The sequence below is a fragment of the Mesorhizobium shangrilense genome, from assembly GCF_040537815.1.
GTDB lineage: Bacteria > Pseudomonadota > Alphaproteobacteria > Rhizobiales > Rhizobiaceae > Mesorhizobium > Mesorhizobium shangrilense.
This window is the reverse complement of record NZ_JBEWSZ010000001.1, coordinates 5,042,947-5,055,915: the sequence shown is the minus strand read 5'-3', so window position 1 is coordinate 5,055,915 and position 12,969 is coordinate 5,042,947. Positions and strand designations below refer to the sequence as shown.

Here is a 12,969-nt window from a genome sequence, read left to right as displayed (position 1 = left end):
CGCATGTCTTTCAAACACACTGTTGCCGCAGCCTTCATCCTTTTCCTCGGCATTTGCGGCGCCATTTCGTCGGCGCGCGCCGAACCGTTCAAGATCGTCGGCTTCGGTGACAGCCTGATGGCGGGCTTTGGCCTCGGGCCCGACCAGGGCTTTACCGACAAGCTCGCGGCCGCATTGCGTGCCAAGGGCCGTGACGTGACGGTCGCCAATGCCGGCGTCTCCGGCGATACGTCGAGCGGCGGCCTGGCGCGGCTCGACTGGTCCGTGCCCGACGGCACGCAACTGGTCATCCTGGAGCTCGGCGCCAACGACATGCTGCGCGGCATTTCGCCCGATATCACGCAAAAGAATCTCGATGAGATGCTGACCAGATTGAAGCAGCGCAAGGTCGCCGTGCTGCTGGCCGGCATGCGCGCCGCGCCCAATCTCGGCCCGGACTACCAGCACGCCTTCGACGCCATCTTTCCGGACCTCTCCGAAAAATACGGCGTCACGCTTTATCCGTTCTTTCTCGATGGCGTCGCCGGCCAGCCGGCCCTGCAGCTCGAGGACGGCATGCACCCGAACGCGCAAGGCGTCGACCAGATGGTCGAGCGTATTCTACCCACCGTTGAAAAGGCCATTGCGTCCGTACAGGGCGGATCCTGAGGCGTTGTGGCAAGCGCCGGGGTCGTCTTCCGCAGGGGAAACTTTTTTGCCGGACCTGTGACCAACAAACATCTTGCCCCGCTTGAATATCGATGATTCGCTAGGGGCACAGTTCGATTCGAGGAAGGGAGGCTCATTCATGCCGCGTCTTTTCACCGCCCTCGAAATTCCGCGTGACGCCGCCCTTTCGCTGTCCCTGCTGCGGGGCGGCCTGCCGGGCGCCCGCTGGATCGACGTCGAAAACTACCACATGACGCTGCGCTTCATCGGCGATGTCGAGGGCCATGTCGCCGACGAGATCGCCAACGCGCTCGACCGGGTCCACCGCCCGTCCTTCTCCCTGAACCTGTCCGGCGTCGGTGCCTTCGGCCAGAAGAAGCCGCACGCCGTGTGGGCCGGCGTTTCCGCATCGCCCGACCTTGCGGCGTTGCAGGGCGAGATCGACCGTATCTGCCAGCGGCTCGGCATTCCCGCCGACCCCCGCAAGTTCATGCCGCATGTGACGCTCGCGCGGCTGCGCAATTCGAGCCCGCTCGACGTTGCCCAGTATCTGTCGGCGCGGGGCAACTTCTCGACATTGCCGTTCCGTGTCGGCCGCTTTGTGCTGATGTCGTCGCGCGATTCGGTTGGCGGTGGCCCCTATATTGTCGAAGAGGCCTGGCCATTATCGGATGTCGACAGCCGCGCTTCGAGCCGCGTCGCCAGTGCTTCCGACGCCGTGCGAATCATGCGGTAGACGGAAGCGAACGCTTCCGGCCCGTCGTAATAGGGATCCGGCACGTCGCGTGGCCGATCCTCCGCCAATTCCAGGAACAGATGAACCCGGTCGCGTGTTCCGGCAGACGCCAGCGCCTTGAGATCGGCGACATTTGACCGGTCCACGCCGAGGATGAGGTCGAATCGGGAGAAGTCGTCCAGCGTCACCTTGCGCGCCTTCTGCCCGGAAATGTCGACGCCGTGCTGCGCGGCAATCGCAATCGAACGCCGGTCCGGCGCCTCGCCGGCATGCCAGCCGCCGGTGCCCGCCGAATCGATCAGCACGTGACGATCCAGTCCGCGCTCCGCCAGAACCGCGCGAAACACGCCCTCGGCCAGCGGTGACCGGCAGATATTGCCGAGGCAGACAAAAAGAACGGACTCTATAGGCTTCGCGCTCATCGATTCCAGCTGCTCCGGCGCATGTCGTTGTCCCAAAACCGCTGAGCATTCTTGGGCGACTTGCACTATGGTGACGACTTCGGTCGCAATAGCATGGGAAGCGGACATGGCGAGAGAGAAACTGGGCAAGGACGCGATTGCCGAGGCCTTGGCCGGCCTTGAGGGCTGGACGTTGGCCAAGGACGGCGGCGCCATCAAGCGCACCTTCACCTTCAAGAACTTCTCCGAGGCTTTCGCCTTCATGACCCGCGTGGCGCTGGCGGCAGAGAAGATGGACCATCACCCTGAGTGGTTCAACGTCTACAAGACGGTGGATGTCACATTGAACACACACGATCTCGGCGGCCTCAGCGTGCTCGATTTCGAGCTGGCCAAGAAGATGAACCGCTATTTCGGCGGCTGAAAAGCCTCGCAAGCATGCTTGCGATGGAACTGCGGATCGCAAATCGGCGGCGGCATCTTGTAGCGGACTTGTGCTTTCACCACATTTTCCCCGCAACCCGTGCGGGAAAAGAGACGCACGGGCACAGCAAGGAGAAACTGATGGCGCAAGAATCCGGTTTTGATTTCTTCGGCTTTCGCGACAGGCTGGGCGATGAGAGCGAAGTGCGCGAGAAATTCTGGCGCACGGCGAAGAAGGCCGCGCGGCACATTCCGTTCATGGAAGACGTGGTCGCCGCCTACTACTGCGCCATGGACAAGAACACGCCGCTGCGCGCCAAGGGCATATTGCTGGCCGCGCTCGGCTATTTCGTGCTGCCGGTGGATATCATCCCCGACTTCATCTTCGGCATTGGCTTTACCGACGACATCGCCGTTCTGACCGCCGCGATCACCGCTGTCAGCGCCCATATCACGCCCGCGCACCGGCTCGCCGCCAAGCAGGCGATTGCCGACAACAACTGACCGCGCGGCATCGTTGATCCTCTCACCCAGCGACAACGGGGACAGTCAAACTCTTGCCGCTTTCGTGGCCTCCAACTCGAAACAGGGACATCGTGTTGGCCGCCTTCTCAAGCGGCGGCATGGAGACGGCGGCGGTTTACTGGGGTGAGGGTCCTTTTCTTGAGGAAAATTCACCGTTTGGTAACCCAGATTAAATCAAAATGAAGCGACGGGCAGGACGCCAAGCCGGCCTGCCTCCGCACCATTTGGAATACGGGAAAAACGATGCGCGGATTGATAGCTATAGTTTCAAGCCTGGTCCTGGTGGCCGTGACAGCGCCGGCGCTGGCGCAGTCGGCGACCAAGATCGGCCAGCACAATGCCTGGGGCACCTACAGTTACCAGGCGGCCGGCGGCAAGGTCTGCTACGTGCTGACGGTGCCGACCGACAAGCAGCCGCCGACGCTCGACCATGGCGACATGTTCTTTTTCGTCAGCCAGCGTCCGGGGCAGCAGGTGTCCTACGAGCCGCAGTTCATCGCCGGCTACACCTTCCAGGAAGGCTCCAAGGCCACCGTCACCATCGACAAGAAGTCGTTCTCGATGTTCACGCGCGGCAAGTCGGCCTGGGTCGAGAATGCCGCCGAGGAGCCTGTGCTGATCGCCGCGATGAAGACCGGCACCGACATGAAGGTGACGGCCAAGTCGGGTCGCGGCAACCCCACTTCCTATGTCTTCTCGCTGAAGGGCATTTCGGCGGCGCTGTCGTCGATCGCCAAGTGCAAATAGGCAAAGGCCGGATTTGAATGAAAGGCCGGGCCACGCAGCCCGGCCTTTTTGCTTTCCAGGACCTGCTCCTCAGCCTGGCGCTGATTCCGGCGCGGCTTCCGCCCGCCGCCGCCTGATGGCATCGGCGATGAAAACCCGCGACAGCGCGTGATAGAGCGGCTCGTGCGAGATTATCCGTGCCGTACCGTAGCCCAGCATGGAGGCCAGCATCAGCGCGATGACATTGTCGTGGTTGCCAGTCATCTCGAGGATGATGACGAAGGCCGTCATCGGCGCCTGCACCACGCCGGCGAAATAGCCGGCCATGCCAAGCAGCGCCGCGATGCCGGTGCTGGCGCCGAAGACAAGGCCGAGCGAACTGCCGATGCCGGCGCCCACCGCCAGCGACGGCGCGAAGATGCCACCGGGAATGCCAGAGATCATCGACAACAGCCCAGCCAGGAACTTCTGGGCGAAGAAGAACCATGGCAGTGGAGCCCCCTCGACCGCGCTGCGCGCTTGCACATAGCCGGTCCCGAACGTCAGTCCGCCCGACGCGATGCCGATGGCGGCCACCAGCAATCCGCAGACAGCCGCCACGATCAGGGCGCGGCGCAGCGGTTGCTGTGTGTGCCAGCGCCGGATCCGCCGTGTCACCTTGAGCGCCAGCAAGGAGAACAGCGCGCCAAAACCGCCGCCGATGACGCCGCAGGCAATCACCAGCGGCCAGGCGGCAAAGGAGATCGTCTCCTTGGCGACGCCGAAATAGGTGTAGTTGCCGAGCAGGCCGAGCGAGGCAAGACCAGCCAGGATCACCGCCGTCAGCACCAGTCCGTTGGTACGCGCTTCATAGGTGCGGCCCATCTCCTCGATGGCGAAGACAATGCCGGCCAGCGGCGTGTTGAAGGCTGCCGCGATACCGGCGGCCGAGCCGGCCAGGATCAGGCCGCGCGCCTGCGCCATGCCGCCCCAGCGCGCCACCTGCAGCATCAGCGATGCGCCAACCTGCACGGTCGGACCTTCGCGGCCGATCGACGCGCCGCAGAACAGGCCGACAATGGTCAGCGCGATCTTGCCCGCCGCCAGCCGCAGCGAAAGAAGGTGGCTTCGATCGTCGTCGTCACGCAGGTGCCGGGCGGCGATCGCCTGCGGGATGCCGCTGCCTTGCGAGCCCGGAAAGAAGGCATGGGCGAGCCACGCGCAGAGAACAAACCCGAGCGGCGTGATGGCGAGCGGCAGGAAACTCCGCCAGCCGCCCTCATTGCCGGTGATCGCATGGAACAGACCTTGCGCCTTGTCGGCCAGCACCGCGAACAGCACGCTGATCAGGCCAATGGCGATGGCGCCGGCCCAGAATACCAGGCGCGGCTGCCAGACACGCCGCGAGCCCCACATCGCACGCGAACGCCGCAGCATGGGATATTTTCGCGATGTGCGGGCCATGTCGATCCTCGGGAGGGGGATGGCGAGCCCTAACACAGGCAGGCGGGCCGTTAAACCGGAAGCCGGCAAGGACGGACAAAACAGCGTGAGCTGCCATATGCCATGACTCCGGCGCCAAGCTGTGCTATGCGCCGCGCTTGTTTTCCGACACTCTGTGGATCGGCTTCGCCTCGTCCCTATATAAGCACCGCCATGACCCTGTCGCTTGATCTCACCGCCGAAGGTGCCCGTGATGCGTTGCGCGCCCGCGCCGCACAGCCCGAAAAGCCGACGCTGATCGGCCTGACTCGCGCTGAAATCGGCGAAGCCCTGGTTGCATCGGGCATCGTGCCCGAGCGCCAGGCCAAGATGCGCGCCCAGCAGCTCTGGCACTGGATGTATGTGCGCGGCGTTTCCGATTTTGCCGGCATGTTCAACATCTCCAAGGATTTGCGCGCCGAACTGGACAAGCATTTCACGGTCGCCAGGCCCGAGATCGTCGAGGAGCAGATTTCTTCGGACGGCACCCGCAAATGGCTGTTCCGCTTTCCGCCGCGCGGCGCCGGCCGGCCCGTGGAGATCGAGACCGTCTACATTCCAGAGGAAGGCCGCGGCACGCTCTGCATCTCCTCGCAGGTCGGCTGCACGCTGACCTGCTCGTTCTGTCACACCGGCACGCAGAAGCTGGTGCGCAATCTGACCGCCGAGGAAATCCTCGCTCAGCTGCTCACCGCGCGCGACCGGCTCGGTGATTTCCCTGACCGCGATACGCCCGACGGCGCCATCGTGCCGGCCGAGGGCCGCAAAGTGTCCAACATCGTCATGATGGGCATGGGCGAGCCGCTCTACAATTTCGAGGCGGTCAAGAAGGCGCTGCTGATCGCCTCCGATGGCGACGGCCTGTCCTTGTCCAAGCGCCGCATTACGCTCTCGACCTCCGGCGTCGTGCCCGAAATCTTCCGCACCGGCGAGGAGATCGGCGTCATGCTGGCGATCTCGCTGCATGCCACCAACGATGATTTGCGCGACCTGCTGGTGCCGATCAACAAGAAGTATCCGCTGAAGGAACTGATCGAGGCTTGCCGCGCCTATCCCGGCCTGTCGAACGCCAAGCGCATCACCTTCGAATATGTGATGCTGAAGGACGTCAACGATTCCATCGAGGACGCCAAGGGCCTGATCAAGCTGCTCAAGGGTATTCCCGCCAAGATCAACCTGATCCCGTTCAATCCCTGGCCGGGCACCAACTACCAGTGCTCCGACTGGGAGACGATCGAGAAATTCGCAGATTACATCAACAATGCCGGCTATGCCTCGCCGATCCGCACGCCGCGTGGCCGCGACATCCTGGCCGCCTGCGGCCAGCTGAAATCCGAATCGGAACGCATGCGCAAGGTCGACCGGCTGGCGCTCGAGGCGATGATGATAGCAGGGCACGGCGAGGCGTGAATCGTCCCGTCGTGAAGCGCCTGGCCGCGATTGCAGTCGCCTATGTCGCCGCTGCGCTGACCTCTATCCTCGTGCCTGTGCTGCTGATCGTCCTTCTGGAAGGAATCGAAGAAGGGAACTGGTCCATGGTTTTCCAATTCGACTGGATGGGTTCCTTTCCGCTCGCCGTGCTGACCGTGATGGTCTGCGCGCTGGTGATCGCCGTCCCCGCGATCCTTGTCGCCGAACGGTGGTCGCTTCGAAGATGGTTCTATTTCGCGGCCATGGGCGCCATCACGTCCACCGCATTCGGCCTCTCAACCCCGCGCTCGGCCGGATGGATTGCTTTCAATCCGGTTTTTCTCGGTTTCCTGGCGACAGCCGGCACCGCCGCCGGTTCGGTCTACTGGCTTCTGGCGGGGCGCAAGTCTGGCCATCTCAGGCGCCGGGATCTGCGATGAACCGTCTCGTCGCCTACCTCATCCGCTTCGCCGTCATCCTGATCGGCTATGCCGTCGCCTCGCTGGCGGCCAGCGCCTTCCTCAACATCATTTTCCTCGCCTATCTCGGTTTTACGCCGGAGCATGCGGCACAGCCCGCGACGACCGCCTCGCTGATGTTCTCGATCCCCTTCGTTTCCCTGTTCGTCGCCTATTTCGCCTTCATGCCGGCCTGCATCGTCATCCTGGTTTCCGAAATCCTCGGCCGGCGCGACTGGCTGTTCTATGCGCTGGGCGGCGCCGTGGCCGCGGCGATCTTCCTCGGGTTCGCTCACCAGAGCGGCGACAGCGACTTCGTGGCCACCGACACCCACGCCATCATGGTGGTGATCGGCTCAGGCATGGTCGGTGGAATCTTCTACTGGCTCAGCGCCGGCCGCTGGGCCGGGAGCTGGCGTCAAGCCGACGGCTCATAGCCCGGCAGGTCTATTTCGCCTGCGCTGTCAGTATCTTGAGGGCAAAGGCCGAGAACACGCCGGCGAACAGATAATCGACGACGCGCGTCACGCGCGGGCTGGCCTTCATCGCCGATGAGAATTTCTCAGCCGCGAACACCATCGGCGCCGTCACGGGTATCGACAGCACGATGAACATCGCGCCGAGGAAGAACAGTTTTCCCGGCGCGTGCGGATCATGCGCGGAGACGAACTGCGGCAGAAAGGTCATGAAGAACAGGATGATCTTCGGGTTGAGCAGGTTGACCCCAAGGCCGGCCGCCCAGCTGCGGAACAGCGAAATCTGGGGTCCCGTCTTCTTCTCCGGTGAAAACGCCGAACCCTTGGTGATCGCCTGCCATGCCAGGAAGACGAGATAGCCGGCGCCAAAAATCTTCAGCGCGAAGAAGGCCATCGGTGAGGCGACGATCAGCGCCGAGACGCCGACCACCACCAGCGTGGTGTGGACCAGCGTGCCGCACAGCGCGCCGGCCATCGAGGCAAAGCCGGTGGCGCGGCCCTGGCTCAGCGTGCGCGAGACGAACAGTGTCATGTCCGGCCCCGGCGTGATCGCCAGGATCACGGTGGCGATGGCGAACTGGATCAGCGTCGAGGTATCGGGAATGAAGGACATGCGGCAGCCCCGGAGCATAGGTCGGCGCAGCCATATAGGATGCGCCGCGCCTGCGCCAGACGTGTGAAAACACTGCACCAACGATCCGGTGCGCAGGACCGCCGACGACAGCATTCGTGCCCTGCGTCTATCCGCTCACGCTTATCCTGGGCCGCTCGCCAAGGATCAGGTCATGCGGGACAGAATCCGCCACGCCCGCCAGCAGGATCTGATCGATCGGCTGCGGGCGGCCAAGGAAATAACCCTGCGCTTCGTTGCAGCCCTCGACTTGCAGTATGGCGAGCTGGACATGCGTCTCGACACCCTCGGCAAGTACCGGGATTTCCAGGCTGCGCCCGAGCGTCAGCACCGCTCGAATGATCGCCTTGGCTTGCGGGCTGCGCTCGACATCGGCCATGAAGGAGCGGTCGAGCTTGATCTTGTCGAAGGGAAACGAGCGCAGCGTGTCGAGCGACGAATAGCCCGTGCCGAAATCGTCGATCGCGATCGTGACGCCCAGCGCCTTGATCTGGCGCAGGACATGCAGCGTGCGGAACTTGTCTGCGACGATGGTCGATTCGGTGAGCTCCAGCTCCAGCCGATTGGGAGAAAGCCCGGTTTCAACCAGGATATGGTGAACCAGCTTGGCAAGATCGGCGTGGGCGAATTGGACCGGCGACAGGTTGACGGCGATCTTATGGTCATTGTCCCACGACGCTGCCTGGCGGCACGCGGTCCGCAGCACCCATTCGCCGATTGCAAGGATCGACCCGTTCTCTTCAGCGATCGGGATGAAGTCGGTTGGCGCAATCATGCCGCGTTCGGGATGCGTCCAGCGCAGCAGCGCCTCGTAGCCACAGACGGCGCCGGTCGAAACCGAAGTCTGCACCTGATAGTGGAGTGAAAGCTCGCCACGCTCGACCGCCTGCCGAAGGTCGATGGCCAGCGCACGCCGCGCGCGCGCCGTCTCATCCATGTTGGATTCGTAGAAACAGACGGCCCGCGACATGTCGTTCTTGGCCCGGTACATGGCAAGGTCGGCGTTGCTGACCAGTCTTTCCCTGTCGGCGCCGTCGCGAGGGTAGACGGCGACACCGATGCTGGCGCCGGTGGCGATTTCGAAATCCTCGAGCTGCAAAGGCTCGAACAGGGATTTCTCCAGCCTCGAAACCAGGCCGAGAAGATCGTTCTGGTCCTTGAAGCGCTTGATTGCGGCAAATTCGTCGCCGCCCAGGCGCGCGACGAATTCTCCGTCTCCGGTCAGCTTTGCCAATCTTCGCGCAACGATCTTCAGCGCTTGGTCGCCCGCGGCATGGCCTCTGAGATCATTGATCTCCTTGAAGCGGTCGAGGTCGATGACGATGACCGCGGTCATCGTCTCCTCGTCTTCCCGCGCCCGTTCGATCTCATGGTCCAGGCGGTCGTTGAAACTGACACGGTTGGCGAGGCCGGTGAGCGAATCGTTGAGCGCCAGATGCTGGAGCCGCTCGAAGCTTTCGAGCCGGCCGCGCTCGTCGATCAGATAGCTGGCGAAACCGGTCGCGGCGACAATGAGGCCAACGACGGCGACGGCGACCGCCATCGCCACGAGGATCTCGGGATTGGTGCCCGTGCTGATGAAGGACATCGGCGTCACCGCCACGGCCGCCATACCCGTGAAATGGAGGCCGACGATCGCCAGCACCAGCAGTCCGATGCCGACATACTGCGCCCGCCGGTATGGCCGGCGTATGGCCTGGCCAAGTGCGGCAGCTGAAAAGGCTATTGAAATGACAAGCGACGCCGCGACGTAGCCAGCGTCCCACTCGACGATCCCGGCAACGTGATAGGCCATCATCCCGGTATAGTGCATGGCCGAGATCGCCAACCCGACAACACATCCGCCCCATTCCGGGGCGACACGCCGGCTTTTGTCGGAGGCAATGGTGAAGCCCACTCCGGTTCCGGCAATGGCGATGACCAGCGACACCATGGTGAGGATGGGATCGAAGGTGATCGGCGCACCGGGCTGGTAGGCCAGCATGGCGATGAAATGCGTGCACCAGATCGAGGAGCCCGCGGCGACGGCGGTCAGGAACAGCCAGCCCTTCATCTGCACGCCCGCGGTTTTCCTGGTGCGGTCGAGGAGACCAATCGTCACCCATGAGCCGGTGACGCACATCAGCGCCGCCAGGAGGACGAGCCACAGATTATGCTCCGTGACGATACAGGATATAACGCGCATCAAGAACGGCCCAAGCCTGAGAGCGCCCGCGAAGATCGGGCAAAGCAGCTTCGGCACGCCGCCGGCACAGCTTTGGCCTCATTGTTAGCAACGGGGCGTGAAAACTTGATTAAATGCTGTAGGTAAATGCAGCCCTTGATTGTAGCAGGTTGTTTGCCTGGATCGCGTCGCTACCACGCCGGGCGGTCACCACCCAACCACGCGCTGGATCAGAAGTCAGGTGCCGCGCGCGCTTGCTCGCTTTGCCGTTCCTGCTAAAAGGCGCTGCGACAATCCGCGACGCCTTTTTGGGGCGTCCCTCATCGACGGGGTAAAAATGTCCAAGGGAAAAGACGTCAAGAAAGTCGTGCTCGCCTATTCGGGCGGCCTCGATACATCCATCATCCTGAAATGGCTGCAGACTGAACTCGGCGCCGAAGTCGTCACCTTCACCGCCGACCTCGGCCAGGGTGGAGAACTGGAGCCAGCGCGCCTCAAGGCCGAGATGATGGGCATCAAGGACATCCGCATCGTCGATGTCCGCGAGGAGTTCGTCGCCGATTTCGTCTTCCCGATGTTCCGAGCCAACGCCGTCTATGAAGGCACCTATCTGCTCGGCACCTCGATCGCCCGGCCGCTGATTTCGAAACACCTGGTCGAGATCGCCAAGGAGACCGGCGCCGACGCGATTGCCCATGGCGCCACCGGCAAGGGCAACGACCAGGTCCGTTTCGAGCTTTCCGCCTATGCGCTGAACCCCGACATCAAGGTCATCGCACCATGGCGCGACTGGTCTTTCAAGTCGCGAACCGACCTGATCAATTTCGCCGAACAGCACCAGATTCCCGTGCCCAAGGACAAGAAGGGCGACGCGCCGTTCTCCGTCGACGCAAACCTCCTGCATTCATCCTCGGAAGGAAAGGTGCTGGAAGACCCGTGGAGCGAACCGCCGGAGTTCGTCCACCAGCGCACCGTTTCGCCGATGGACGCGCCGGACGCCGTCACCGAAATCGAGATCGAGTTCCTGAAGGGCGATCCGATCGCGCTCAACGGCAAGAAACTGTCGCCGGCAACCATGCTGACCGCGCTCAACGATCTCGGCCGCGACAACGGCATCGGCCGGCTCGACCTGGTCGAGAACCGCTTCGTCGGCATGAAATCGCGCGGCGTCTACGAGACGCCCGGCGGCACCATCCTTATCGCCGCGCACCGTGCCATTGAATCGATCACGCTCGACCGGGGTGCCGCCCACCTCAAGGACGAGTTCATGCCGCGCTATGCCGAGCTAATCTACAACGGCTTCTGGTTCGCACCCGAGCGTCTCATGCTGCAGGCGATGATCGACAAGAGCCAGGAAGACGTCGAAGGCACTGTGCGGCTGAAGCTCTACAAGGGCAATGTCATGGTCACCGGCCGCAAGTCGAAGAAGACGCTCTATTCCGACGCGCTGGTCACCTTCGAGGACGACCGTGGCGCCTACGACCAGAAAGACGCCGCCGGCTTCATTCGCCTGAACGCGCTGAGGCTGAGGACGCTGGCGGCGCGCAATCGCAAGGGTTGATTTTCAGCCGGCGACCGGGGGTGTTCTGCAATCCACACCTAAGGAACCCGACGGAGACGTCGGGTTTTTATTTGACGCCTCTAATATAACCCGGATGAAGCCTCTTTTGATCAATTCCTGTTTGACCTTTCAGCAGCTTCATTTAAGTCTACTGGCGGGATTGAGGGGTTTGGCAGTGAAAAAAAGCGTTTCTCTTCTGCTTGCGATGGTCGTCGTCTTGACGGTGTGCCAGTCCTCACAGGCAGGCGCCAAGCGCGACCCGAAGGCGGATATGAACGAATGCGTCACCTCCGCCCGCACACGTGACCTTGCGTTCAAGCATGACATGGCTTTGTTCATGGGCGTTTCGGAGGAGCGCATGCCCGCTCTGTTTTGCCAGCGCATTGCTGATGGGATACGCAGCGGGCGCATCAGCTATTCCGACATAAACAGGCTGCAGCTCGACCAGCCGACCGAAATCTGGATGGTCCTCAAGGGCAAGCCAAAGCCCGCTAAGGTCACGCAAGCCCAGGCGCCGCGGTCGCTCAAATTCCGTAACTGCAGCGCTCTTGACGGCGCCTTCCAGGTTCCCGCTTCCCAGAACTGCCCTGCGAGCGCCTACGCGCATTCCGAAAGCTGGGTGCTCCCCAAGGGCAAGTCAAAGGTGGCTACGCAAGCCCCGGCGGCGTGGACGCTCAAGTTCCGGACCTGCAGCGGCATTGACGGCACCTTCCAGGTTCCCATTTCCCAGAAATGTCCGTTGAGCGGCTACGCGGATCATTGAGAGTGATGTGCCCGGGCGCTCGGCCACCCCTAGAACCGGTTTCCTGCCTGCGTTGGCTGTCCTGGCGAGCCTGACTGTCGCCAAAGCCAACGACTACAACCCGCCTCTGTCGACCTTGCCGCGCTGATCGAATGCCGGGCGGATGTGCCGGCCTATAATGGTTTTGCCCTGTGGCTGAGCGGCGAGCCCGGCGCGGCGGGCACGCTTGGCTGGAAAGAGGTTCCATCCGGCAATCCGTTCCTGCGGCAGTATCAACTGCCCGCGGCGGTTCATGTATTCGGGCGCGGCACGGGGACAATCGTCTTCACCGCGACAGGGCCGATGGCCGTGCTTGACGGCATTGCCGCGCCGGATCTGGCGAGAGAACTCGATGTCGCCGCCACGGTTTCGACACCGGACAAATTCCTCGGCGAGAAGGTCATTGTCGAAAGCACCGAGGACACCGGCGACGTGAGCCTCGCCACGCACATCACGCTCAACGTCTCGACCGTCGAGTCCCATCCCGGCAAGACGCTGGCTGGCTGCCCCTACGCAATCGACGTGAAATAAAAAACCCGGCGCTGATGAACTGAGGCCGGGTTTTCCG

15 protein-coding genes are annotated in these 12,969 nt (G+C 62.8%); 11 read left to right on the top strand and 4 right to left on the bottom strand.

What is annotated here, in order from left to right; genetic code table 11:
- The first annotated feature begins 3 nt into the window (after positions 1–3).
- Together ABVQ20_RS24400 and thpR are read left to right on the top strand one after the other, a co-directional pair.
- A complete protein-coding gene (locus tag ABVQ20_RS24400) occupies positions 4–648 on the top strand; it encodes an arylesterase (RefSeq protein ID WP_354462026.1) in 645 nt (214 codons plus the stop codon).
- 139 nt (positions 649–787) lie between these two features.
- Positions 788–1,384, top strand: coding sequence for an RNA 2',3'-cyclic phosphodiesterase (gene thpR, locus ABVQ20_RS24395; protein WP_354462025.1), 597 nt, complete (start codon positions 788–790; stop codon positions 1,382–1,384).
- On the opposite strand, the gene ABVQ20_RS24390 is transcribed toward thpR, so the two are convergent.
- Positions 1,288–1,806 carry a low molecular weight protein-tyrosine-phosphatase gene (locus ABVQ20_RS24390; protein ID WP_354462024.1) on the bottom strand — a complete coding sequence of 173 codons (519 nt, stop codon included), beginning with the start codon at positions 1,804–1,806 and terminating at the stop codon, positions 1,288–1,290. The genes thpR and ABVQ20_RS24390 overlap by 97 nt on opposite strands.
- Positions 1,807–1,912: 106 nt before the next feature.
- On the opposite strand from ABVQ20_RS24390, the gene ABVQ20_RS24385 reads away from it, so the two are divergent.
- From ABVQ20_RS24385 to ABVQ20_RS24375, 3 genes are all read left to right on the top strand, one after another.
- Positions 1,913–2,209 (top strand): 4a-hydroxytetrahydrobiopterin dehydratase, encoded by a 297-nt coding sequence (locus tag ABVQ20_RS24385; RefSeq protein WP_354462023.1) that lies wholly within the window; start codon positions 1,913–1,915, stop codon positions 2,207–2,209.
- Positions 2,210–2,349: 140 nt separating this feature from the next.
- Positions 2,350–2,712: a YkvA family protein gene (locus ABVQ20_RS24380; protein WP_354462022.1), complete on the top strand. Its 363-nt coding sequence runs from the start codon at positions 2,350–2,352 to the stop codon at positions 2,710–2,712.
- 264 nt (positions 2,713–2,976) lie between these two features.
- Positions 2,977–3,480 (top strand): invasion associated locus B family protein, encoded by a 504-nt coding sequence (locus ABVQ20_RS24375; RefSeq protein WP_227344423.1) that lies wholly within the window; start codon positions 2,977–2,979, stop codon positions 3,478–3,480.
- A 69-nt stretch (positions 3,481–3,549) separates the two neighbouring features.
- On the opposite strand, the gene ABVQ20_RS24370 is transcribed toward ABVQ20_RS24375, so the two are convergent.
- Positions 3,550–4,902, bottom strand: a complete 1,353-nt coding sequence (locus ABVQ20_RS24370; protein WP_354462021.1) for a chloride channel protein — start codon at positions 4,900–4,902, stop codon at positions 3,550–3,552.
- Positions 4,903–5,094: 192 nt separating this feature from the next.
- Between ABVQ20_RS24370 and rlmN the strand changes: the two genes are divergently transcribed.
- The 3 genes from rlmN to ABVQ20_RS24355 are packed head-to-tail and all read left to right on the top strand — an operon-like array spanning position 5,095 to position 7,225.
- The gene (gene rlmN, locus ABVQ20_RS24365; RefSeq protein WP_354462020.1) at positions 5,095–6,330 is read left to right on the top strand and encodes a dual-specificity RNA methyltransferase RlmN; all 1,236 of its coding nucleotides are present in this window, start codon (positions 5,095–5,097) and stop codon (positions 6,328–6,330) included.
- Positions 6,327–6,770, top strand: a complete 444-nt coding sequence (locus ABVQ20_RS24360; protein ID WP_354462019.1) for a hypothetical protein — start codon at positions 6,327–6,329, stop codon at positions 6,768–6,770. Before rlmN ends, ABVQ20_RS24360 begins: the two co-directional genes overlap by 4 nt.
- Positions 6,767–7,225, top strand: coding sequence for a hypothetical protein (locus ABVQ20_RS24355; protein ID WP_354462017.1), 459 nt, complete (start codon positions 6,767–6,769; stop codon positions 7,223–7,225). The genes ABVQ20_RS24360 and ABVQ20_RS24355 overlap by 4 nt, the downstream gene beginning before the upstream one ends.
- 10 nt (positions 7,226–7,235) lie before the next feature.
- Here the strand turns inward: ABVQ20_RS24355 and ABVQ20_RS24350 are convergent, their stop codons facing one another.
- Positions 7,236–7,877 (bottom strand): LysE family translocator, encoded by a 642-nt coding sequence (locus ABVQ20_RS24350; protein ID WP_354462016.1) that lies wholly within the window; start codon positions 7,875–7,877, stop codon positions 7,236–7,238.
- A gap of 127 nt (positions 7,878–8,004) precedes the next feature.
- Complete coding sequence (locus tag ABVQ20_RS24345; protein WP_354462015.1) at positions 8,005–10,080, bottom strand: putative bifunctional diguanylate cyclase/phosphodiesterase; 2,076 nt, start codon at positions 10,078–10,080, stop codon at positions 8,005–8,007.
- Between the two features lie 316 nt (positions 10,081–10,396).
- On the opposite strand from ABVQ20_RS24345, the gene ABVQ20_RS24340 reads away from it, so the two are divergent.
- The 3 genes from ABVQ20_RS24340 to ABVQ20_RS24330 all read left to right on the top strand — a co-directional run bounded on the left by ABVQ20_RS24340 (position 10,397) and on the right by ABVQ20_RS24330 (position 12,932).
- A complete protein-coding gene (locus ABVQ20_RS24340; RefSeq protein WP_354462014.1) occupies positions 10,397–11,620 on the top strand; it encodes an argininosuccinate synthase in 1,224 nt (407 codons plus the stop codon).
- Positions 11,621–11,741: 121 nt separating this feature from the next.
- Positions 11,742–12,383, top strand: coding sequence for a hypothetical protein (locus ABVQ20_RS24335; RefSeq protein WP_354462013.1), 642 nt, complete (start codon positions 11,742–11,744; stop codon positions 12,381–12,383).
- Between the two features lie 144 nt (positions 12,384–12,527).
- Positions 12,528–12,932, top strand: coding sequence for a hypothetical protein (locus ABVQ20_RS24330; protein WP_354462012.1), 405 nt, complete (start codon positions 12,528–12,530; stop codon positions 12,930–12,932).
- Positions 12,933–12,969: the final 37 nt, after the last annotated feature.

Bases quoted from the DNA above. Each gene is read 5' to 3' on its own strand.
- rlmN (WP_354462020.1), top strand. From the start codon at position 5,095: ATGACCCTGTCGCTTGATCTCACCGCCGAAGGTGCCCGTGATGCGTTG.
- ABVQ20_RS24380 (WP_354462022.1), top strand. From the start codon at position 2,350: ATGGCGCAAGAATCCGGTTTTGATTTCTTCGGCTTTCGCGACAGGCTG.
- ABVQ20_RS24390 (WP_354462024.1), bottom strand. From the start codon at position 1,806: ATGAGCGCGAAGCCTATAGAGTCCGTTCTTTTTGTCTGCCTCGGCAAT.
- ABVQ20_RS24355 (WP_354462017.1), top strand. From the start codon at position 6,767: ATGAACCGTCTCGTCGCCTACCTCATCCGCTTCGCCGTCATCCTGATC.
- ABVQ20_RS24345 (WP_354462015.1), bottom strand. From the start codon at position 10,080: ATGCGCGTTATATCCTGTATCGTCACGGAGCATAATCTGTGGCTCGTC.
- ABVQ20_RS24375 (WP_227344423.1), top strand. From the start codon at position 2,977: ATGCGCGGATTGATAGCTATAGTTTCAAGCCTGGTCCTGGTGGCCGTG.
- ABVQ20_RS24370 (WP_354462021.1), bottom strand. From the start codon at position 4,902: ATGGCCCGCACATCGCGAAAATATCCCATGCTGCGGCGTTCGCGTGCG.
- ABVQ20_RS24340 (WP_354462014.1), top strand. From the start codon at position 10,397: ATGTCCAAGGGAAAAGACGTCAAGAAAGTCGTGCTCGCCTATTCGGGC.
- ABVQ20_RS24385 (WP_354462023.1), top strand. From the start codon at position 1,913: ATGGCGAGAGAGAAACTGGGCAAGGACGCGATTGCCGAGGCCTTGGCC.
- thpR (WP_354462025.1), top strand. From the start codon at position 788: ATGCCGCGTCTTTTCACCGCCCTCGAAATTCCGCGTGACGCCGCCCTT.
- ABVQ20_RS24350 (WP_354462016.1), bottom strand. From the start codon at position 7,877: ATGTCCTTCATTCCCGATACCTCGACGCTGATCCAGTTCGCCATCGCC.
- ABVQ20_RS24400 (WP_354462026.1), top strand. From the start codon at position 4: ATGTCTTTCAAACACACTGTTGCCGCAGCCTTCATCCTTTTCCTCGGC.